Source organism: Planktothricoides raciborskii GIHE-MW2 (assembly GCF_040564635.1).
GTDB classification, from domain to species: domain Bacteria; phylum Cyanobacteriota; class Cyanobacteriia; order Cyanobacteriales; family Laspinemataceae; genus Planktothricoides; species Planktothricoides raciborskii.
In genome coordinates, this window is the sequence record NZ_CP159837.1 from 4,575,779 (window position 1) to 4,594,974 (window position 19,196).

Annotated in this window: 22 protein-coding genes; 9 read left to right on the forward strand and 13 right to left on the reverse strand. The window is 43.0% G+C overall.

The features are described 5' to 3' along the window. Positions 1 to 16: 16 nt before the first annotated feature. Positions 17 to 1,687 (forward strand): serine hydrolase, encoded by a 1,671-nt coding sequence (locus tag ABWT76_RS19690; RefSeq protein ID WP_199317242.1) that lies wholly within the window; start codon positions 17 to 19, stop codon positions 1,685 to 1,687. A 76-nt stretch (positions 1,688 to 1,763) separates the two neighbouring features. Here the strand turns inward: ABWT76_RS19690 and ABWT76_RS19695 are convergent, their stop codons facing one another. From ABWT76_RS19695 to ABWT76_RS19710, 4 genes are all read right to left on the reverse strand, one after another. After that, positions 1,764 to 2,045, reverse strand: coding sequence for a type II toxin-antitoxin system PemK/MazF family toxin (locus ABWT76_RS19695; RefSeq protein ID WP_231636669.1), 282 nt, complete (start codon positions 2,043 to 2,045; stop codon positions 1,764 to 1,766). A 48-nt stretch (positions 2,046 to 2,093) separates the two neighbouring features. Then, positions 2,094 to 2,609 carry a hypothetical protein gene (locus ABWT76_RS19700; RefSeq protein WP_354634833.1) on the reverse strand — a complete coding sequence of 172 codons (516 nt, stop codon included), beginning with the start codon at positions 2,607 to 2,609 and terminating at the stop codon, positions 2,094 to 2,096. Positions 2,610 to 2,689: 80 nt separating this feature from the next. Further along, complete coding sequence (locus tag ABWT76_RS19705; RefSeq protein WP_354634834.1) at positions 2,690 to 3,502, reverse strand: hypothetical protein; 813 nt, start codon at positions 3,500 to 3,502, stop codon at positions 2,690 to 2,692. Next, positions 3,495 to 3,974, reverse strand: a complete 480-nt coding sequence (locus tag ABWT76_RS19710) for a hypothetical protein (RefSeq protein WP_054465314.1) — start codon at positions 3,972 to 3,974, stop codon at positions 3,495 to 3,497. Before ABWT76_RS19710 ends, ABWT76_RS19705 begins: the two co-directional genes overlap by 8 nt. 355 nt (positions 3,975 to 4,329) lie before the next feature. Here ABWT76_RS19710 and ABWT76_RS19715 point away from each other — a divergent pair, with 355 nt between their 5' ends. The 5 genes from ABWT76_RS19715 to ABWT76_RS19735 all read left to right on the forward strand — a co-directional run bounded on the left by ABWT76_RS19715 (position 4,330) and on the right by ABWT76_RS19735 (position 8,565). Beyond that, the gene (locus tag ABWT76_RS19715) at positions 4,330 to 4,737 is read left to right on the forward strand and encodes a DUF3887 domain-containing protein (protein WP_082348773.1); all 408 of its coding nucleotides are present in this window, start codon (positions 4,330 to 4,332) and stop codon (positions 4,735 to 4,737) included. 251 nt (positions 4,738 to 4,988) lie between these two features. Beyond that, on the forward strand, positions 4,989 to 6,185 hold the full coding sequence (locus tag ABWT76_RS19720) for a TPR domain-containing glycosyltransferase (RefSeq protein ID WP_054465366.1): 1,197 nt from the start codon (positions 4,989 to 4,991) through the stop codon (positions 6,183 to 6,185). A 101-nt stretch (positions 6,186 to 6,286) separates the two neighbouring features. Further along, complete coding sequence (locus ABWT76_RS19725) at positions 6,287 to 7,216, forward strand: calcium-binding protein (protein ID WP_054465312.1); 930 nt, start codon at positions 6,287 to 6,289, stop codon at positions 7,214 to 7,216. 118 nt (positions 7,217 to 7,334) lie between these two features. Further along, a complete protein-coding gene (locus tag ABWT76_RS19730) occupies positions 7,335 to 8,279 on the forward strand; it encodes a calcium-binding protein (RefSeq protein ID WP_054465311.1) in 945 nt (314 codons plus the stop codon). A 106-nt stretch (positions 8,280 to 8,385) separates the two neighbouring features. Beyond that, positions 8,386 to 8,565, forward strand: a complete 180-nt coding sequence (locus ABWT76_RS19735; protein ID WP_156331585.1) for a hypothetical protein — start codon at positions 8,386 to 8,388, stop codon at positions 8,563 to 8,565. Positions 8,566 to 9,028: 463 nt separating this feature from the next. On the opposite strand, the gene ABWT76_RS19740 is transcribed toward ABWT76_RS19735, so the two are convergent. From ABWT76_RS19740 to ABWT76_RS19750, 3 genes are all read right to left on the reverse strand, one after another. Continuing rightward, positions 9,029 to 9,253, reverse strand: coding sequence for a hypothetical protein (locus tag ABWT76_RS19740; protein ID WP_354634835.1), 225 nt, complete (start codon positions 9,251 to 9,253; stop codon positions 9,029 to 9,031). Further along, the gene (locus tag ABWT76_RS19745) at positions 9,250 to 9,459 is read right to left on the reverse strand and encodes a hypothetical protein (RefSeq protein WP_054465310.1); all 210 of its coding nucleotides are present in this window, start codon (positions 9,457 to 9,459) and stop codon (positions 9,250 to 9,252) included. Before ABWT76_RS19745 ends, ABWT76_RS19740 begins: the two co-directional genes overlap by 4 nt. A 75-nt stretch (positions 9,460 to 9,534) precedes the next feature. Beyond that, the gene (locus ABWT76_RS19750; RefSeq protein ID WP_354634836.1) at positions 9,535 to 9,675 is read right to left on the reverse strand and encodes a hypothetical protein; all 141 of its coding nucleotides are present in this window, start codon (positions 9,673 to 9,675) and stop codon (positions 9,535 to 9,537) included. Positions 9,676 to 9,796: 121 nt separating this feature from the next. Between ABWT76_RS19750 and ABWT76_RS19755 the strand changes: the two genes are divergently transcribed. Together ABWT76_RS19755 and ABWT76_RS19760 are read left to right on the forward strand one after the other, a co-directional pair. Continuing rightward, complete coding sequence (locus tag ABWT76_RS19755; RefSeq protein WP_190877254.1) at positions 9,797 to 10,054, forward strand: hypothetical protein; 258 nt, start codon at positions 9,797 to 9,799, stop codon at positions 10,052 to 10,054. Positions 10,055 to 10,069: 15 nt separating this feature from the next. Continuing rightward, positions 10,070 to 10,402 carry a hypothetical protein gene (locus ABWT76_RS19760; protein ID WP_354634837.1) on the forward strand — a complete coding sequence of 111 codons (333 nt, stop codon included), beginning with the start codon at positions 10,070 to 10,072 and terminating at the stop codon, positions 10,400 to 10,402. A 52-nt stretch (positions 10,403 to 10,454) separates the two neighbouring features. Here ABWT76_RS19760 and ABWT76_RS19765 read toward each other — a convergent pair whose 3' ends face one another. Next, positions 10,455 to 11,702 (reverse strand): UvrD-helicase domain-containing protein, encoded by a 1,248-nt coding sequence (locus ABWT76_RS19765; RefSeq protein ID WP_354634838.1) that lies wholly within the window; start codon positions 11,700 to 11,702, stop codon positions 10,455 to 10,457. A 414-nt stretch (positions 11,703 to 12,116) separates the two neighbouring features. On the opposite strand from ABWT76_RS19765, the gene ABWT76_RS19770 reads away from it, so the two are divergent. Then, positions 12,117 to 13,508 carry an NB-ARC domain-containing protein gene (locus ABWT76_RS19770; RefSeq protein WP_354634839.1) on the forward strand — a complete coding sequence of 464 codons (1,392 nt, stop codon included), beginning with the start codon at positions 12,117 to 12,119 and terminating at the stop codon, positions 13,506 to 13,508. Positions 13,509 to 13,761: 253 nt separating this feature from the next. On the opposite strand, the gene ABWT76_RS19775 is transcribed toward ABWT76_RS19770, so the two are convergent. The 5 genes from ABWT76_RS19775 to ABWT76_RS19795 all read right to left on the reverse strand — a co-directional run bounded on the left by ABWT76_RS19775 (position 13,762) and on the right by ABWT76_RS19795 (position 19,053). Beyond that, entirely contained in the window at positions 13,762 to 14,607 is an 846-nt protein-coding gene (locus ABWT76_RS19775; protein WP_054465303.1) for an ABC transporter permease, read from the reverse strand. A 421-nt stretch (positions 14,608 to 15,028) separates the two neighbouring features. Then, the gene (locus ABWT76_RS19780) at positions 15,029 to 15,967 is read right to left on the reverse strand and encodes an ABC transporter permease (protein WP_082348772.1); all 939 of its coding nucleotides are present in this window, start codon (positions 15,965 to 15,967) and stop codon (positions 15,029 to 15,031) included. A 189-nt stretch (positions 15,968 to 16,156) separates the two neighbouring features. Continuing rightward, positions 16,157 to 17,278 (reverse strand): PotD/PotF family extracellular solute-binding protein, encoded by a 1,122-nt coding sequence (locus ABWT76_RS19785; protein WP_054465302.1) that lies wholly within the window; start codon positions 17,276 to 17,278, stop codon positions 16,157 to 16,159. 147 nt (positions 17,279 to 17,425) lie between these two features. Further along, positions 17,426 to 17,833 (reverse strand): hypothetical protein, encoded by a 408-nt coding sequence (locus ABWT76_RS19790; protein ID WP_054465301.1) that lies wholly within the window; start codon positions 17,831 to 17,833, stop codon positions 17,426 to 17,428. A gap of 65 nt (positions 17,834 to 17,898) precedes the next feature. Next, complete coding sequence (locus tag ABWT76_RS19795) at positions 17,899 to 19,053, reverse strand: ABC transporter ATP-binding protein (protein WP_054465300.1); 1,155 nt, start codon at positions 19,051 to 19,053, stop codon at positions 17,899 to 17,901. Between the last annotated feature and the right edge of the window lie 143 nt (positions 19,054 to 19,196).

Genomic DNA, 19,196 nt, shown 5'->3' on the forward strand with positions numbered 1-19,196 from the left:
TAAACAGGAGTGAGGTGTGGCTCAAAGGTATCCGATTCGGTCTTTTTTGTCGGTTGTTTCCTCTAGTCAAGAGGTGGGACAGCCATATGAGAAATTCTCTGCTCAAGCATCCTCCCGTCAGTCGGCAGGAAAAACTATCCAGTTTCCCGATCTTGGGTCCAGCAAGCGATCGCGTGTCACTCCAGGCAGGGTATCAGTGAAAGTTCAGAAATCATCGCCCGTGAGTCTTCCGCCGGTGATTGCTTCGCCAGTAGCCGATCGAGTTCGCCCCAATTTGTTGCGAGACCCCCGACTGGATTCGGCGATCGCCCCTAATCAAAGTGCTTCATCCAGACCCCCTCAAGGTTCTGTGACGATTCCCAGTTCTAGAGGTAATTCTAGAGCCAATTCTAGAGTCAATTCTAGAGCCAATTCTAGAGCCAATTCTAGAGCCAATTCTAGAGAAGGTTTCAGTGATCGCGCTTCCTCCGTGAGACCCTCCCCAAGAATGTCTAGTCGTCAAAATCCCTCCGGTGATAGCGCCGGGACTGGATCAAAGGCTCAGAACAGTCAACCTGTTCGGGAGCGATCGCCCCAAAAATCTCGGCAACCAACCTCTCAGCAGAGAAAACAAAGAAAGACTAAACCCAGGCGAGAGATGCCTCCGGCACGCTTGGCGAGCGCCCGTTTCTCTCCGTTGTTGTCTGGGGTTCGGTTGTTGATTGTGGGTGTGGGTTTAGCGGCGATCGCCGGGACTTTGTTATCAATTCGTAACCCAGAGGCCCAAAATGTGGCTGGATTATCCGCTAGTGGGGATGCGGTGGCTACGGGCTCCCCCAATTCCGGGAACTCTGGGAATTTAAGAGTGAATTCCTTAAACGCACTACATTTAGGTCAAGAAATTGTCCAGTTAAAAAATGAAATCCAAACTTTAAGCGCTTCTTATTCTCAATTAACCCCTGGGGTCTTTTTTGTGGATCTCGATACCGGGGCTTATTTGGATATGAACGGCAACAATACTTTTTCGGCAGCCAGCACTATTAAGGTGCCGATTCTGATTGCCTTATTTCAAGAAGTTGATGCGGGCAAGATCCGCCTTGATGAACCTTTGACCATGCAAGCGGAATATGTGGCAGAAGGTTCTGGGGATATGCAGGATCAGCCCGTGGGCACTCAGTACACCGTACTGGAAACCGCCAGAAAAATGATTACCATCAGCGACAATACGGCAACGAATATGCTGATTGCTCGCTTGGGGGGGCAAAATGTCCTGAATCAGCGTTTCCAGTCTTGGGGCTTGGCTTCCACCCAGATTCAAAATTTTTTACCGGATATTCAAGGCACGAATACCACCAGCCCCAAGGATTTAGTTTCTCTGATGGCAATGGTGGAAAAAGGGGGGCTGTTGTCTTTGCGGAGTCGCGATCGCGTCCTGGACATCATGCAAGCCACCGAGAACAATAGCTTATTACCTCAAGGCTTAGGCGATGATGCCACCATTGCCCACAAAACCGGCAATATTGGCTCAGTGCTGGCGGATACGGGCATCGTGGATCTGCCCAACGGCAAGCGCTATCTGGCATCGGTGATCGTCAAGCGTCCCCATGATGACCCAGGGGCTTCGGAGTTAATTCGGCAAATTTCTCAAGCGGCGTATCAATCCTTTAGAGGGAAAAGTGGTATTGCCCAAAATCCCGCTCGTCCATAAAATAGTCGGTTGGGCTTTTTTAGCCCCACCGACTAACTAACCATTCCCTGACCAAGGGTTGACCCACAGAAAATTATTAATTATTGAGTAGCTGACTCAATTTTTGAGCGATTTCAGCTTGTGTCTGGGATGACAATTCTCCTAGTTCACGCTGAATTATTGACTGTCTCACAGTCATCAAATGATCCAACCTGATCGTAGATGACTTGTGCAGCCCACTCGCTGTAAAGTCTGAATGACTTTGATCTAAAACATAGTCACTGTCGAGTAACTTACCAGGAATTTTACTGGTAATAAACGCTAAAATAATATGCTGATATTGCCCGATAGGATTCGTCAGACAAACAGCAGGACGCACCTTTGTACTTGATAGATCATCAAATGGGAAAGGCACAATACTTTACCTTTAGTCATTAAATGGCTTCCCATCCGCTAATGTATAAATATCTTCTTCAGGATCTTTGAGGAAATCAAAGACTGGATTACTTGCCGCTGCCTGGAGCCATGCTTGCTCATCGATTTCATCAGGAATTTCCCAGTGTAACTCATCTTCTATTTCATCAGCATTATTAGAATCATTGAACATAAACACAAACTTACCTTTGGGAATAATCAACATCGGTAGATAGAGTGGTTGATCATCCCACTTTTTTTCCTTTTCGCCTTTTTCGTACATAACAACTAGAGTAGGAACATCTGGATAATCTCGTTTTGGTTTAGTCAGCCATTTACTGGTGGCAAAACCATATCCAGACCAATTGCCAGATTCTTGGCGTTGTAAGTCCAGTCCTTCAGCATTTTTATTTTGGCCACGACGAACATTGAGCCGTCCTTTTTCAATACCTTTAGCCTTCATTTGCTGGAGAAGTTCTTTGACTCGCTCATCCTCCCATTTTCCTAAGCCAACCTTCTGACTTGGCATATATGAGAGAATTTCAATTAAGAAATTAATATTTACTTCGTAGTATTTATCGTCATCGCTATACTCAGCTAAAAGTTTATTTAACTGATTAGTGTTTTCCCGAACATCTCCTGCTTTCCATAACGGTGCTTGGGGGAAAATATGCGATCCAAGTGTAGCGGTAATTTGTAAATAAATATGATTGGCAATTGCCTGATATCACAAATTTTATCAAAAATTGCACTATTGGGAATACTATTTTCGCCATTTTTTGATTGTTTAGATTCGTTGGTATTCAAACTCGCATTATCCGCTTCATCATCAAAAATCAAAGTGGGGACATTTTTGGCTTTAGCATACTTGAGAACTTGTAACAAATGATCTAGATGCTTGTTGTTTTTTGTGGAAACTAGAACAACTCCCGTATCTTCAATATAAGGAAGCAATTTACTTTCCGCAAAATCCCTGGGATCTTTTTTCCATTGTTCCCAATCAAATACAACCGGCCCACCTCTTAGCTGATTATTAAATCGATTGGCGGTTTGTTTTCCCAGCCAAGTATTGTCAGAAGTTAAAACAATAAAACAGCGAAAATTATTTTCTTGGGCGATCGCTAATGTGGCGATCGTCGTGTTCGTCTTGCCGCTTTGAACTCTGCCGTAAATTAAACCCGTAGTGCCATTAGGAATTCGACCTTTGTACGGACGGCTGACCCGACCAGTTCCGGTAGACCCCACATCCCCATCACCAAATTTTTGGGAGTAAACATCCACACAATTCTGAACAATTTCCACAGCCGTGGTCTTTAATTGATTAGCCGCTTCAACTCCAATTTTACCTTCAAGTTTTTGCATCAGCTTTCTGATGCAATATCCATCACTTTTTATATCAGGTTTAATTAGTGTATTACTCATATCTAGCATTTTTTGGTGACAAAATTACGCGAGGCCAATCACTCTGGGGTACAGTTTGTTCCATTTTCTGTCTCCCTGGGCCGCTTACATGATAGCTGCCGCGAGGGGTTCTGGACACGGAAATGTACTGATTACTTATGTTAGCATTTTTGTCCAAGACAGTCCGAAGCCGCTCCTCTGCAATGCAGCAAATCCCGTCTCTGTGACAGACTAGAGCCAGGAATAACGAATAATCAGGATACTGGGAATGCATAGTACCCAGAGCGGATTCTTCCTGGGTACTTAAGGTAAAAGACCATGCAGATTTTGGTTTTTTCGAGACTTTGAACAGAACAGCCGACTGATTACGATCGCTGGAAATCAAGTAAATTGATGGATGAATTTCGGCAAGATGGGCGATCGTAATTCGCTCTCCAGCATTAATCAGTTTTAAGAATGCTGCACCGTGAAGAAATTCTTGATCGTTGATCATGTAGATTTTCGGGGCTGGTCACTATATTCTATCTTAACTCATAGCCCGGTTGTGAAACAAATAGAGGTGTTGAGCAAAAGCCAGCTAAAAATGCTGATTATGCGCGATCGCACATCACAGACTAAGAAATCGCGATTTTTTTCAACCAAGAAGTAACGGGGAACCGGGAACCGGGAACCGGGAATTGATTAAGAGGCTTTTAGGCTATCATAAGACTGATGCATCAACCCATTTGGGTCAGCTTTAATCCCACTGGCAGCAGACGACAAGCCGAGGCGTCACAATTCTGGTACGGCTTGCCCGATGGGGTTTTTGAAGCCATGAATTAAAATGAAAGTAATCTTATGAGGACAAAATGATGAAAACATCGATTTCTTTGTGTTTGTTCGGTTCCTTGGTTTTTGGCACCGCTATTCCGGCTTATGCCCAAGCTTATTCCGATGTAGCCTATCCTGAAATCCTGGCTCAGTCACAGACCTCAGAGGCGATCGCGCAGGAGTTGATTAGGCTAATGGCTGAGGGCGACTTTGAAACAGCAGCAACGAAATATGATGCTGAACAAAAGGTGACTGCGGAGAATCTTGAGGCCGAGTGGAGCAAGTTTATTCAGCAAAATGGCGACTTTAAGCAGCAGGTTGAGATTCGCGAGAATCTGGGCAATGCGGTTGTGATTACCTGCGAATTTGAAAAGCAAACGATTGACTTGATCGTTGTTCTGAATGAGGCTAATGAAGTGATTAGCTTGAATCTGCCAGAAAATTAGTTATCTGTAGGGCGTAGGGAAGCCGCCGTCGTGTAGGGTGTAGAGTGTAGGGTGTAGGGAAGAGTGAAGAGTGAATAGTGAATAGTGAATAGTGATATTTATGCATAACTTTTCACTTGTACGGGCGAATGGCCATTCGCCCCTACCACTTTTCACTTTCCCCCCGATGGCGGCCGATGGCGGCCGATGGCGGCCCCGCCCCCCTGCTAAAATGGCAACGACGCTGTGAATTATGGGGAAGTTGTTGTCAGATGAAGTTAAGCTTGTGCGCGATCGCCAAAAATGAGGAAGCCGCTTTGCCGCAATGTCTCGGTAGTGTGGCCGGTTTAGTAGATGAGATGGTGGTGCTGGATACGGGGTCGAGCGATCGCACCCCAGAAATTGCCCAGGAAATGGGGGCAAAGGTTTATGATTTTGATTGGCATAATGACTTTGCTGCCGCTCGGAATGAGTCGTTAAAATATGTGACTGGGGATTGGGTATTGGTTTTAGATGCGGATGAAATGTTGACCCCAGAAGTGATCCCAGATATTAAAAACGCTATTGAAAGCGATCTCTATCTGTTAATTAATTTAGTGCGTCAAGAATTGGGGGCAAGTCAATCTCCTTATTCTTTGGTATCCCGATTATTTCGCAATCATCCAGATATTTACTTTGAGCATCCTTATCATGCGATGGTGGATGATAGTGTCAGTCGATTAATGCAGGCAGAACCGGATCGATGGGCGGTCGGTTCTTTGGCAAAGGTGGCGATTTTACATACAGGTTATCAACCAGGGGCGATCGCTGAAAAAAATAAACTGGCAATGGCACAAGAGATTTTAGAACAATATTTGCTGGATCATCCCAATGATGCTTATACTTGTAGTAAGCTCGGTGCGTTGTATGTGCAAATCGGTGAAGTGAATCGCGGCATTCAATTATTGCAGTTAGGATTAGTTAGCAATCAAACGATTGAAAATGCGGTAAAATATGAACTTCACTATCATTTAGGAATTGCCTATAGTTGCTTGAAAAAACTGTCAAAAGCTAAGGCAGAATATGCAGCGGCTATTAAACAGGAAATGTTCCTGCCATTGAAATTAGGCGCCTATAATAATTTGGGCAATTTATTGCTTGAAACTGGAGATTTAACCGGGGCGATCGCAGTTTATGAGACGGTTTTACAAATCGACCCCAGTTTACCAGCCGGTTATTTTAATTTAGCTTTAGCCCTGAGACAAAAAGGCCGCATCCCAGAAGCGATCGCCAATTATAAACAAGCCATTGCCCTGAAGCCGGACTATGCGGAAGCTTACCAAAATTTAGGGGTGACATTGTTAAAATCAGGGAACATCCTGGAAGCGATGGACGCCTTTAAAAGTGCGATCGCGGAATATGAACAACGTCAGTCTCCGGCAGCAGAGCAACTACGCAGCAAATTAGCAGAAATTGGCTTTAAACTTTGAGTTTTATGATTGATTTTTATCAACGAATTGGTAGGAGATAAACAATGGTGGGCAATGCCCACCCTACTAGATTATGTTATCATAAATTATGGAGAAAAACTATGCCTCAAGCAGTTGACAAAAACCCGACAATCGAAGAATTGTTAGCCGCCATAGAAGCGAGTAAAAACAGCACAAATTCAACCACATCAGGCAGTTCAACCTCAACCGCTGTAACCGGGGGAACCGTCTTCACGGACAGTGATTTTAAAGACTTAACCAACGATGATGATAATAAACGATTAAGCCCTAATGAACTGGCAAACTTTACCGGAGGTTTGCGATCCCTTGGTGGCAATGATACGATCGTCGGTTCATCAAGCGGTGAAGCCATCAATGGTAATCTGGGATTTGATAGCCTCCTGGGTGGAGGGGGTGACGATACATTGCGAGGTGGCCAAAATAGCGATCGCATCTTTGGGGAAGATGGCAACGATATTGTCAATGGGAATCGAGGAAATGACTTAGTATTAGGAGGTAATAGCAATGATATTGTGCGCGGAGGTCAAGATAATGACCTCTTGCTGGGAGGAGAAGGCCGCGATACTCTGATTGGTGATTTTGGCACCGACTATTTAATGGGTAACGATGGAGATGATTTGTTTATCCTCAGAACCGAAACCGCAGAAGCGATCGCCTCATTCGCAGATTGGATCATTGACTTTGATCCCAACAATGATAAAATTGGTCTAACTGGGGGACTTTCTAGAAGTGACCTAAGCTTTGAAACCATTAGTTTAAACTTAGGCAGTAGGCTGGATTTTTTAACAAGTTTCAACGGAGAAAATTTTTCTTCAGAGACAGAAATTCCTACCCAAGTCCTAGATCCAAATGGGGATGGCACCGTTCAAGGAGTCCTGATTCGTAATAATGAAAGAAATTCTCCGTTCCTCAATACAGTTTTGGGGATTGTCTTAAATGTCACTGAAGCCCAAATCAATAATAATTCAATTTTTCAAAGTGTGCCAGACTCCTTCTTATCTCTGGGATAGGATTTCTCGCAGCCAACCAATATTCACAAAAAATATTGGTAAGATTGGTTGGTTAATGCCTGAAAAGTAAGAAATCCTCACAGCAAATAATCTTGAAGATATAGCAAGGATATCTAAAATGACTCAAGCAGTTTTAATATTACCAGATAGAGACACATTAACCGGAGGGGCAACCACAACAAAAGAGACAGCCCCAGTATCTTCCCCTGTGACAACCCCAACTCCAACCCCAACCCCAACCCCAGCACCACCGCCTCCACCACCCCCACCAATTTACAAAAATTTAACCGAACAAAATGATAATTATTCACTAACTATTGGTGAATTATCAGCATTTCCCGAAGGGTTACGGGGACTCGCGGGCAATGATTTAATCACTGGTTCTTCAGGCAATGAACAAATCAACGGCAATGCCGGAGATGATACTTTATTTGGGGGTAATGGTGACGATATTTTATTAGGCGGAAGAGATAATGATGTCCTATTTGGCGAAAATGGCAACGATATTCTCAATGGCAACTTAGGTAACGATTTAGTGGTCGGTGGGGAAGACAATGATATTATTCGTGGTGGTCAAGGGGAGGATATTTTAATTGGTTCAGCGGGAAATGATACCTTAATTGGTGATATGAATCAGGATTTTCTCTTTGGAGGAGAAGGTCAGGATCTTTATGTGCTGAGAACCGATGCCCCAGCCTTTGACCCGAACCAAGCAGATTTGATTTTTGGCTTTAATTCATCGGAGGATAGTATTGGTTTGACCAATGGTCTGACTGCGAGTAATATTACTTTAGAAGTATTCACCATTGACCTAACCACTCAATTAAGTATTTTTAAGTTATTCCCAGACCAAACATCCGCCGTGAGTGGTTTTTCCCCGGACTTAATTGCCCCAAATGATACCACTATTGTGAATGCCAAAGTTGACGGGGTACTAATTAGAAATAATCAACCGGGTTCGGAGTTTTTTGGCACCGCTTTGGGCATTGTCGTCGGTGTGACTCCCGCTGAACTTATTTCCCGGTTTGTGACAGTTGCCGATGATTTATTAGCCCTAGGTTAAACCAGCCAGGGCAAGAAACCGGGTTTCTGGCATAACCTCTGCCAGAAACCCGGTTTCTCAGATGCTAAACTATCTGCCATAACCTTGCTGCCTGGGGTAACAAACTATGGACTATCTCCCACTGGTAAGACTAAATCAAGGACTGCTAACCGGAACCGCCCTCCTAGGCTTAGGTGCCATTGTCGCTGGAGGGTATCTCTATAATATTAGTTGTAGCATGAGGTACACCGTGGGGGACAGAGATTTCTCGCTCGTGGATCGGGGAATGTGTCAATTGAAGGAATAAAAGCGCGATCGCTTTTCTACTAAATAAAATAGCGATTCCCTCCGGTACGCTGTGCGATTCGCTTTGATCGATCCGCTTTGCGGAATCGCCTCTCGACAAAGAAACGAGCACACAGAAACCGGGTTTCTTTTTGTGCTGCCTAGGGGCGAATGGCCATTCGCCCCTACATATTCACCAAAGAAAACCGGTTTCTTTATGCAGGAATAAAATAGCGATCGCGTGAATGGAAAATAAAAGAGCGATCGCTTTTCTGAAATTAAACCGTATTTTTAATTAAGTGATGATGGGAAAATTTGAAATCCAGCTTGAATAAAATGATGATCTAAGGTTAAAGCTGTAATAATCCCTCGTTCTTCCATAACGATAAATGATAAACAATCAGTGAGGGAATAAGACTTGTCTTGATATTTTTGAAAATATTGCCAGCCCTGATTAAATAAAGTTCTATTAATCTCTACTAACTCTATATCGGGACTTGAAAAGAGGCGATTACCAACTTCAATTTATGATGAAGGTTTCGAATATTAAAAAAAGTGACAACTTCATCATAAATGTATTTTCTAGTTACTAAAACAGGTTTTGATTGTGCTAAAATAGCCCAATTTTGTAATACTTGTTTATCAGCCGCTTCATTTTTAATTTCCAGAGCCAAAATATAGCTGGTATCCACAAAATAAATGTTTTTCATTGGTTATACAGATAGCGATCGTGGTTGATGGCGGCATCTTTTACATCACATTCCACAGGATTTGAACCTAAATCCCAAATAGAAGATGGTTTTTTGATGACCGTAATAATAATTTTTCCTTGTTCTTGGGTAAGTTCAAATTCTTGACTGTCTCCTAATATGTCTTTAGGAATTAATAAGCCCTGTTCTGTTGCTGTTAATTTCATTAATCATTACCTCGACTGATTTAAGCTATTCGATTATAATCCATTTTGGTGCGATCGGCTACCTACCCTTACTTGCTATGTTCGCGATCGCTTTTCTGGAAATAAAATAGCGATTCTCTCGCAGGAACGCTGCGCGATCGCTTCTTGCCACAGAAACCAGGGAGACAGAAACCGGGTTTCTATAGAAAATCTCTGTAATCCCACCAAAATTGTCATAGAAACCCGGTTTCTTTTTCGGGGCAAAGAGGCGATCGCTGCAACGATTAAAGATGAAAATTATGTATAATCGATGGTTAAGCTTAAATATAAGTGTCGATGACAGGAGATAATAAATACCATGTTATCCCTCGCACAAAACCTCGTCGCCAAAAGCGATGATTGGGAATTTATCGAGTTATGGGTAGATCCGATTATTTTTCCACCTCGGATTTTGATGTTAGTCGGCGGCAAACAAGGAAATTGTTGTATTTATGATGCAACTGCTAACTACAAGCCTTTGTTTGAGAGCGCTATTTATGATGAAGCACACTCGTGGCTAATTGAAGATGACTACGAGCGCGTGGATGGTCGTCTTTTATCTGGAGAAATTTTTTAATTTAAGATCGCCCCAATGGAAAATAAAATAGCGATTCCCTCCGGGACGCTGCGCGAACGCCTCTTGCCACAGAAACGGGCACACAGAAACCGGGTTTCTTTTTGTGCTGTCACAGTTAACTGTTATTTCCGCAACAGAAACCCGGTTTCTTTTTCGGGGCAAAGAAACGGGTACACAGAAACCGGGTTTCTTTTTGTGCTGTCACAGTTAACTGTTATTTCCACCACAGAAACCCGGTTTCTTTTTCGGGGCAAAGAAACGGGTACACAGAAACCGGGTTTTTTTTGTGCTGCCACAGTTAACTGTTATTTTCACAACAGAAACCCGGTTTCTTTGATGCAGGAATAAAAAAACCGGTTTTCTAGCAAATAAGAAAGCGATCACCTTTTCACTAAACAAATTAAGCGGATTGCCTCATATCTATATCGAAAGATAAAACATCTGGGGAGGCTAGAATTTTTTCAATCTGCTTGACTACTGGAGTTTCATTATCATATAACATAATCATATGATCTCTTGCCCGTGTCATTGCTGTATATAACCCAGCTTTTTCTTTGAAATCTTCATCGGGGTCTGGTAAATCTTTTACCTTATCTATCCCGGCAATGATCACTGCATCAAATTCAACTCCTTTAAGAGCATTCCAGGAATCAATGATGACAAATGGTCTATCTACAACGTTACTATTTCGTTCTATTGAACGCATTGGTGCATGATGATCGATATTTAGATCCCACAAACAATCACTAATGTTTTTCTTAAAACTTTTATCCTCATTGGGATGTAGCAAAACGCCAACTGAAGATTCTGGATGGCTATTTAATGCCAACTTAATTTGATTAGCGATAATACTTGCAGATAGATCACCTTTAACCAGTATTGGTTTAATCGAAGAACTGCGGGCAGTTTTTTTTACAGGTTCGACTATGTGACCAATGTTTCCTCCCGCCTCAGCCCGCTTGGAAATTTTCATCTTAGCATTAGCCAAATAAGGTAAAATAAATTGCCAAGCTAATTCCAATATTTCCGGGGTGTTTCGATAGTTAAGATCAAATATTTGAGAACGACCACCAGGAATTGTAAACCCAAGAGATTTCCATGTCCAACGGTCTTTAAGCCGATGAGGTTGCCCATAAACTGATTGAGTGTTATCATAAACAAAAAAAATAGAATTTGTGTCTGGATTGACTGCTGGTAGCATTGCTTGGAACCATTCGTCGTAAAAGTCCTGCGCTTCGTCAATTAAAATTGCTTGATAGCGATGTTTTGAGTTTTCTTCGACTAAGTTGATAATTTTTTGTCGGGAATCCGGATGATCGTCCCATTTATAATCATATCCAATTCGATATGCCCAACTGTGGAAGGTTTTACAGGTTATATCTAAGTTTAACCTTTTTTCTCTTAGTTTTGAGTCAATCCAACCGTTCATAAAGCGGTTATAGCACAGCACTAAAATATTATCATAGCCATCATCAATGAGTTTTTCAACTCGATTTCTCAAGACAAGTGACTTTCCAGAACCGGCTACACCTCGAACTAAAGCATGGCCTTCAAGAGAAAAGTTTTTAGCTTTGCTTTGTTGTTGATCTAAAGCCTCACGGTTCAAGCGTTGATTGAGCGACCGATCAAAGTTAATCCACTGTTCCATAGTGATAATACGGCCTGCCGCATTAATAATTATATTTTTCTAAGGTGATAGGGCTTTTCATATAATTTGGATGAATTTTATTTATGAAAATTCCTATAAAATATCAGCTAAATTCATACCTTATTATTAAATATTTCTGCTGATTAATAAAGTAATAAAAAGTCTATTCTGGTATAGACTTTAACCGACCTTCCTAAACCATGATTGGTTGCAAAAAGTATATTTAAGTAGCAAAAAGTTGCAATAGGTAGCAAAAATCCGTAAAAATAACTAGAATATGCTTCGATCGCCTCTTCGGAAGCATCCTCTTTCGCCCCCCGTTGGTACAAAAAAGTAAAGTTTAGTTGCAAAAGGTAGCAAAAGGGTGCAAAAGGTAGTAAAATTGCCTAAAAATTACTAAGATATGTATCGCTGATGGATGTTAATGAAGTCCTCGCATGGGCTGATAAATTAGTATTTGCCAAAACAGGAGCGCACTTAAATAGTCTGCAACAGGCAATTTTAGCAGGGGCTTGGGATAGTCAAAAATACAGAGATATCGCCGAGGATTATCACTGTAGCGAACCAAATGTTAAGCGAGTAGCGGCTAGTTTATGGAAATTAATATCCGATGAGTTAGACGAAAAAATAGATAAGAAAAACTTCCGCGCTACAATGGAACGTTTTTATATTTCTAAATCTAAGATTCAAAACTTTGTCCAAAGTAATTTTAATCAGGGTGAAATAAAATTTTGTGGAGAAAGTTGGCACTCTGACAACACAGGAAAATTGCGATCGCCCTCTGCCAATTCCTCCACAAATTCCCCTAGCAAACAACCAGAACAACGCCACAATTTAACCGAAGCCCCGGACTGGGAGCATCATAACAACCGCCGTGCCGAAATAACCACCCTAAAAAAGTGGATTTTGGACGAAAAAATCCGCCTTATTACTATCTTTGGCTTGCCGGGAATGGGCAAAACCACCCTCGCTAGAGAACTGGTAGAACAAATTAAAGATAACTTTGACTATATTCTTTGGCGCAACTGTAGCGAAACTCTCACCCTAAAATCTTTCCAAACCAATTTAATTGAGTTTTTTTCCCAAAATCAGGAAACGAAATCATCATCCCTCATCGACTATTTGCGTTTAAACCGTTGCCTGATTATTCTCGATGACTTCCAAGAACTGTTTGCCCCTGAAAAATTCGCAGGCACTTATCTCCCAGAAGCCGAAAGTTATGGGAAATTCCTCAAAGAAATGGCGCGATCGCCTCACAAAAGTTGCTTCCTCATCCTCAGTTGGGAAAAACCCACAGAAATTGCCACCTTAGAAGGAGAAAACCGCCATTGCCGTAGCTTACAACTGGGAGGTTTGAGAGAAGCAGCAGCAGGAGAAATATTAAGCAACAAAGGGTTAAAGGATGACGATAAATGGGGGGAACTAATCCAAATTTATAGCGGCAACCCGTCCTGGTTAAATATCGTTGCCGCTACCATTGAAGACTTATTTAACCGCAGCGTCGATCGCTTCTTATCTTATCCTACCTTATTTCTCGGCGACTTAGAACCCAGATTACAAGAATATTATCAACGGTTATCGGCATCTGAAAAAATAGTCATCCAATGGTTAGTCAACCAAGAAGCCGCCGATATTTTCCAGAAACCCGTAGGGGCGAATGGCCATTCGCCCCTACCGGATGCGGATTTTTTGACCGCGATCCAATCTTTGCGGAAACGGGGTTTAATCGAAAAAGTCAGCGATAATAATGGCGCGTCCCTGTTGACCGTGCAAGGCTTATTTAAACAGTATGTGAAAAATCAGTAGATATAGCAATCCTACAGCGGTTTTCTACTGAGTAAACCACATTAATCGCCAGGGAATGAATTCCCGCCTGTAGGGGTCAACGGCCGTTGACCCCTACAGTCCGTTAAAACCGACTTGCGCGACATTAGGCGGGGTGAAATCCCCGCCGGCTGTGGTTTATTAATCTAAAAACCGCTGTAATCAACAGAAAAGCGCAGTAAAATAACCCCGGCTTTTCTAAAAAAACCGGGGTTATTGCGGATAAAATTCAGGATTATTTAGCGGTTTTTGTTTCTCCCTGAGAACGGAGAAATTCCCCGAAAAAGGCGATAGATCCAGAGAAGATAATCAACATCACACTCAAAGCATTAATATCCGGTTTTACCCCGGTACGAATGCGGCCAAATATTTCCATTGGCAAAGTAACAGCGCCACTGCCTGCGGTAAAACTGGCGATTAAAAAATCATCCAAACTCAGGACAAATGCCAACAGACAACCGGATACAATTCCGGGCATTAACTGCGGTAATAAAACTTGTAGAAAAGCTTGCACTGGGGTGGCGCCTAAATCTAAAGCGGCTTCTTCTAAATGAGGGTCTAAATCCGCTAATCGAGTGGAAACTACTAGGGCAATATAAGCGAGACAAAAGACGATATGGGCGGCAATAATTGTCCACAAACTTAGGGTAATTTGGACAGCGGCTAAAAATACCAGGGTAGCCACAGCGATCGCAATATCGGGAATAATTAAAGGCAGGTAAGAAATCCCTTTATATAAAGTTTTGCCGAAAAAATTATACCGAGCTAAACCCACAGCCATCAAAGTTCCTAAGACCGCCGAAACCGCGATCGCTAACAACCCCACCATCAAACTATTGCGGAGTGCCAGCAAAATTGACTCATCTTGAAATAAATTCAGATACCATTTGAAAGTAAAGCCACCCCAAGCCGCACTATAGCGAGATTCATTGAAACTATAAAAAGTCAAAACCAAAATAGGCAAATACATAAAAAAGAACATTGCCCCGGCAAACATCACCGACCAAGAAATTCGCAATTTTTGCTTACCTTTTAACATATCTACCGGGATGTCCTCCTGTGAAATTTTGGTGTCTATCATTGAAATCTATTCCAATTAATCAATTATTATAGGATTTGTTGTTTGTTGTTTGTTGTTGGGTAGGGATTCTTTGGGTAGGGATTCTTTGGGTAGGGATTCTTTGGTTGGGGAACGGGGAACAGTTATCAGGGAACGGAGAAAGTCGTAGGGGCTATATGGCCAGAAAGCCCGTACAAAAGTCGTAGGGGCTTTCTGGCCATATAGCCTGACGGATTATGCTCCGCAAGGACGCCCGTACAAAAGAAGTATCACTATTCACTATTCACTATTCACTATTCACCACTGTTGCCTGTTGCCTGTTCCCTGTTCCCTGTTTGTTGTTGGTTGTTCGTTGTTCAACAATCAACAATCAACAATCAACAATCAACAATCAATCAACAATCAACAATCAACAATCAACCAATAAACAAATAACAAAGAATTATTTTTTCGGGCTGGCATCACCAAAGCGAATCATTAAAGCGATCGCAATACTCACCGCCGTAATTAACACCATACTCAGGGCAGAACCAAAGCCCCAATCCCGCGCTGCCCCCAAAAATTGATCGTAAATTAACCGAGATACCGTCATGCTGGAAGCCCCGCCCAAAAGTTCGGGATCCACGAAATCCCCCAGACCGCTGATAAACACCAGCAAACAACCCGCTGCAATTCCCGGCAGGGTTTGGGGTACGGTTACTTTCAAAAAGACTTCCACGGGATTAGCGCCCAAATCCGCCGCCGCTTCCAACAAACGGCGATCGAGTTTTTCCAAAGAAGCATAAAGAATCAGTACCATATAAGGCAAAAAGCTGTAACTCATGCCAATCAGTACCGCTGACGTAGAGTGCAACAAATCCGTCGGGGGTAGTCCCACGGTGGCGATAATGCTATTCAGTACCCCAGTAGGCCGCAAAATGGTTTTCCAGGCATAAGACCGCAGCAGGGAAGAAGTCCACAAAGGCAAAACAAAACCTAATAACAGTAAATTTTGCCAGCGTTTGGGAGTTTGCAAGGCTAACCAGTAAGCGACAGGAAATCCGAGGATCAAACAAATGCTGGTGGTGCCAGATGCTAACAGGAGCGATCGGCCAATCACTTGTAAATAAACCGGATCGAAATTAGCCCATTGACACTGATCAAATCCCAAGACTCGACAATAATTATCCAGCCCGGACGGAATCACTTTTTCCCCAGGTTGGATTTCCGGCACCAAACTTAGTTGAAAAATCACCAAGGTGGGCAGCACCAACAATAACACTAACCAAATTCCTGATGGGCCAAGCAATGCCAAAGGGCCAAGCCAATTCGGTTGTAGGCGATGATTTCCGGCTGGTTCTGGTTTGGTCTTATTGGTCGATATAGTAGAAGGTGGAGTCATAATGACATGAGTAATTTTTCCAGGGTTAATTAATGATTGGGAGATAGAAGATTTTAGGGATTTTTAACGATGAATATTCATCAATTAAATAATTTATTTTGATAAATATAATTTGAGAATTTATGTATTTTTCAATCAAATTAAATTTACAATTTAAATCTGAAAATTTTTCACATCATTACTGATAATTTAGCTGCTTTTTAGTTTGATCCAATACCTGGCATAAGTTTTTTCTTTTTCAATACTTAAAGGAATAATTCCTTCACACTTTTCTAGTACGGATTCAGGGGGGAACAAGGTAGGATTTTCTTGTAAATCCTGAGATAATTGAGCATAAGCCTGCTTATTGGGTGTGGCAAAATACAGTCGCTCACAGAGCGATACGGTTACTTCTGGTTGCAACATGAAGTTTAGCCATTTGTAAGCTCCGGCTACATTCGGCGCCCCGGCGGGAATAACCATTGTATCTATCCACAAAGAAGTACCACTTTGAGGCACCAGATATTTTAAATTTGGGTTTTCATTGGCTACATTTAGGGCGTCAAAGGAAAAACCCATTGCCATTGTTAAGTCTCCGGCTAATATTAAATCTCGCCAACCATCAGTGGTAAATGTGGCCAGTGTACCTTTGAGGTTTAGCAATTTTTCATAAGCCGCTTGTATTTCTGCGGGGTTTTCGGAATTGTAGGAGTAGCCCAGCGATCGCAGGGATGCCCCTATCACTTCTCGCGGATCGTTGATCAAAGTCACTTTGCGAGATAATTCTTTTTGGTGTTCCCAGAGATAGTCCCAATCTTTCGGGGTAGAGGAAAGTTTTTCGGCGTTATAAATTAAGCCGGTGGTTCCCCAAGTGAAGGGTAAACTGTAACGATTTCCTGGATCGTAGTCAGGATTTTGAAACTTCTCAAATAGATTGTTTATCCCCTTCAGTCGAGAGTGGTCAAGGGGTTGTAGCAGTCTCAACTCCACCATCCGTTTGACCCAAGAATCCGAGGGATAAATAATACTGTAGGCTCCACCACCGCCCGCTTGAACCTTCGCCAGCATCGCTTCATTGGAGTCAAAAATATCCACAATGACTTTGATGCCGGTTTGTTTTCTAAAGGTTTCGATTAACTCTGAGTCAGTGTAATCGGCCCAAGTGTAGATATAGAGATCGTTGGCTGAGGTCTGAGTCATCGGCGGTCCGGTCATCTCATCCCCACTGTCATCAAAGGGATTACCCCCTAGAGTCCACCCACAACCGGACAGCGCCATACTAGAAAGCGCCGCCGCAGAACTTTGTAAAAATTGGCGTCGAGTTTGAGTCATATAGATGCGAGGTGTTCTATGTGATTTCGTCGGAGGTACGTTAGCGAAGCTATCGCGGAGGGCGAAACGTCTCTTGGGGGGTACGGGGGGGAATTTGATTTCTACCCGTGATATCTATCCGTAGAATCTGACCATAATTGGTTTGAATCAACAGTAGCGTACTGATTGTTCTAAAGCTAGTGGTTCACCAGTTTGAGCATCAGTATTTTGACAGGCAAACATCGTTTCTGGAGAAATTTTTTCAAACTCCAGGTGATTGCCCTGACGTTTGAGTAAATATCCCCGCAGTTCTTTGATGGGCAGTTGGGTCATCGGATCGATCTCAGAGGTAAAGGAACGCAATACGATCGATGCCACAGAATCGCAACAGGAATCAATGCGCCTGAGAAATAATTCTTGGCTGTATGCTTCCTCTCCATATTTGACTTGGTTGCCTTGGCGATACAGGTTAATCACGAAGGGTTGACCATCACTGCCCAAAAAGGTGAGGATCGCCTGTTTGGGGCAGTGTGATTCCAACTCAGCCAGTAATTGATTTAAGCCTTTGATTGTCATAGTTGGGTCTTGAAATGTTCACAAGATTTGCTTTGTGGTATGTAGGGGCGATTCCCGAATCCCCCCTATTGGGCGATCGCGATACAGTCCGTTGGCGACCAGTGAACATAAATCCGCGTGTGTAATTCTGGCAAGCTACCCAGGGTGTTCGGTTGCATAATTGTTAGCCGATCCCCTGAAGTTAACTTCACCACATAATGCACATGGGTTCCCAGATACATAATATGTTCCAGGCGGGCTTCAAAACAATTGATTTGGTTTTCCGGTTCATACAGACTCAATTGAATCCGTTCCGGTCGCACGCTCACAGCAACCTGAGTTCCTGAATGACTCCAGGGTTCTAAGGTTTGTACCCCAATTTTCAGGTTGCTATTGGTGCGGATTTGTAAATTGGTGCGTTCGCGAGGCGGCGCAGATGCGCTTTCGGCACATTCGATCCGCCCTTCCAGCAAATTAGTATCGCCGATAAAATCCGCCACAAAAGTTGTTTTGGGCCGTTCATAGATTTCCGTCGGTGAACCAATTTGCTCAACCCGACCCTGACGCATCACCGCAATGCGATCGGAAAGACTCAGGGCTTCTTGTTGATCGTGCGTCACCATCACAAAAGTTAAGCCCAAATCTTTATGTAAATTGGATAATTCCACTTGCATCTCTTTCCGCAGCTTCAAATCCAAAGCGCCGAGGGGTTCATCCAGTAAAATCACCGCTGGTCGATTTACCAGTGCTCTGGCTAAAGCGACCCGTTGCTGCTGACCTCCTGAGAGGGAAGTGGGAACCCGGTTAGCAAATTCTTCCATTTTGACTAATTTCAGCGCTTGCCGAACCCGGTCTTCAATTTCCGCTTTGCCCAAGCGTTTAATCCGTAATCCAAAAGCAATATTTTCCGCTACGCTCATGTGATTAAACAGGGCATAACTTTGAAATACGGTGTTGACAGGTCTTTGATAAGGAGGCACTTGGGTCATTGACTTGCCCCGAATGAGTACCTCTCCAGCGGAAGGAGTTTCAAACCCGGCAATTAAACGCAGGGTTGTGGTTTTCCCACAGCCAGAAGATCCCAGAATACTAAAAAACTCCCCTCGACGAATATCCAGGTCTACAGCCCGGACAACGGTATTGCCATCAAACACCTTAAAAACTTTCCGCAGTTCCACGTCCAAGGCCGTTTCCTGCCGTGTGGTGTCTGATGGTTGTGTAGCAGCAGTTGAAAAACTCATGGCATTTCCGCCCAATTTTACCCCTGTAATGTTTGAGTTAGCCTGATTGGTTTATAACTTATAATTGGCTTGATTCTATCGCTGACATCCAGAGATGGGGAGAGAATTCTCCCTATCTCTGGATTCCCAAGTTGGACTCAGGT

Coding starts and splice junctions, on each gene's coding strand:
- ABWT76_RS19730 (WP_054465311.1), top strand. CDS start 7,335: ATGACTCAAGCAGTTTTAATATTACCAGATAGAGACACATTAACCGGA.
- ABWT76_RS19715 (WP_082348773.1), top strand. CDS start 4,330: ATGATGAAAACATCGATTTCTTTGTGTTTGTTCGGTTCCTTGGTTTTT.
- ABWT76_RS19740 (WP_354634835.1), bottom strand. CDS start 9,253: ATGAAAAACATTTATTTTGTGGATACCAGCTATATTTTGGCTCTGGAA.
- ABWT76_RS19720 (WP_054465366.1), top strand. CDS start 4,989: ATGAAGTTAAGCTTGTGCGCGATCGCCAAAAATGAGGAAGCCGCTTTG.
- ABWT76_RS19765 (WP_354634838.1), bottom strand. CDS start 11,702: ATGGAACAGTGGATTAACTTTGATCGGTCGCTCAATCAACGCTTGAAC.
- ABWT76_RS19775 (WP_054465303.1), bottom strand. CDS start 14,607: ATGATAGACACCAAAATTTCACAGGAGGACATCCCGGTAGATATGTTA.
- ABWT76_RS19780 (WP_082348772.1), bottom strand. CDS start 15,967: ATGACTCCACCTTCTACTATATCGACCAATAAGACCAAACCAGAACCA.
- ABWT76_RS19760 (WP_354634837.1), top strand. CDS start 10,070: ATGGAAAATAAAATAGCGATTCCCTCCGGGACGCTGCGCGAACGCCTC.
- ABWT76_RS19795 (WP_054465300.1), bottom strand. CDS start 19,053: ATGAGTTTTTCAACTGCTGCTACACAACCATCAGACACCACACGGCAG.
- ABWT76_RS19710 (WP_054465314.1), bottom strand. CDS start 3,974: ATGATCAACGATCAAGAATTTCTTCACGGTGCAGCATTCTTAAAACTG.
- ABWT76_RS19785 (WP_054465302.1), bottom strand. CDS start 17,278: ATGACTCAAACTCGACGCCAATTTTTACAAAGTTCTGCGGCGGCGCTT.
- ABWT76_RS19725 (WP_054465312.1), top strand. CDS start 6,287: ATGCCTCAAGCAGTTGACAAAAACCCGACAATCGAAGAATTGTTAGCC.
- ABWT76_RS19700 (WP_354634833.1), bottom strand. CDS start 2,609: ATGCCAAGTCAGAAGGTTGGCTTAGGAAAATGGGAGGATGAGCGAGTC.
- ABWT76_RS19735 (WP_156331585.1), top strand. CDS start 8,386: ATGGACTATCTCCCACTGGTAAGACTAAATCAAGGACTGCTAACCGGA.
- ABWT76_RS19755 (WP_190877254.1), top strand. CDS start 9,797: ATGTTATCCCTCGCACAAAACCTCGTCGCCAAAAGCGATGATTGGGAA.
- ABWT76_RS19750 (WP_354634836.1), bottom strand. CDS start 9,675: ATGACAATTTTGGTGGGATTACAGAGATTTTCTATAGAAACCCGGTTT.
- ABWT76_RS19790 (WP_054465301.1), bottom strand. CDS start 17,833: ATGACAATCAAAGGCTTAAATCAATTACTGGCTGAGTTGGAATCACAC.
- ABWT76_RS19770 (WP_354634839.1), top strand. CDS start 12,117: ATGGATGTTAATGAAGTCCTCGCATGGGCTGATAAATTAGTATTTGCC.
- ABWT76_RS19745 (WP_054465310.1), bottom strand. CDS start 9,459: ATGAAATTAACAGCAACAGAACAGGGCTTATTAATTCCTAAAGACATA.
- ABWT76_RS19705 (WP_354634834.1), bottom strand. CDS start 3,502: ATGAGTAATACACTAATTAAACCTGATATAAAAAGTGATGGATATTGC.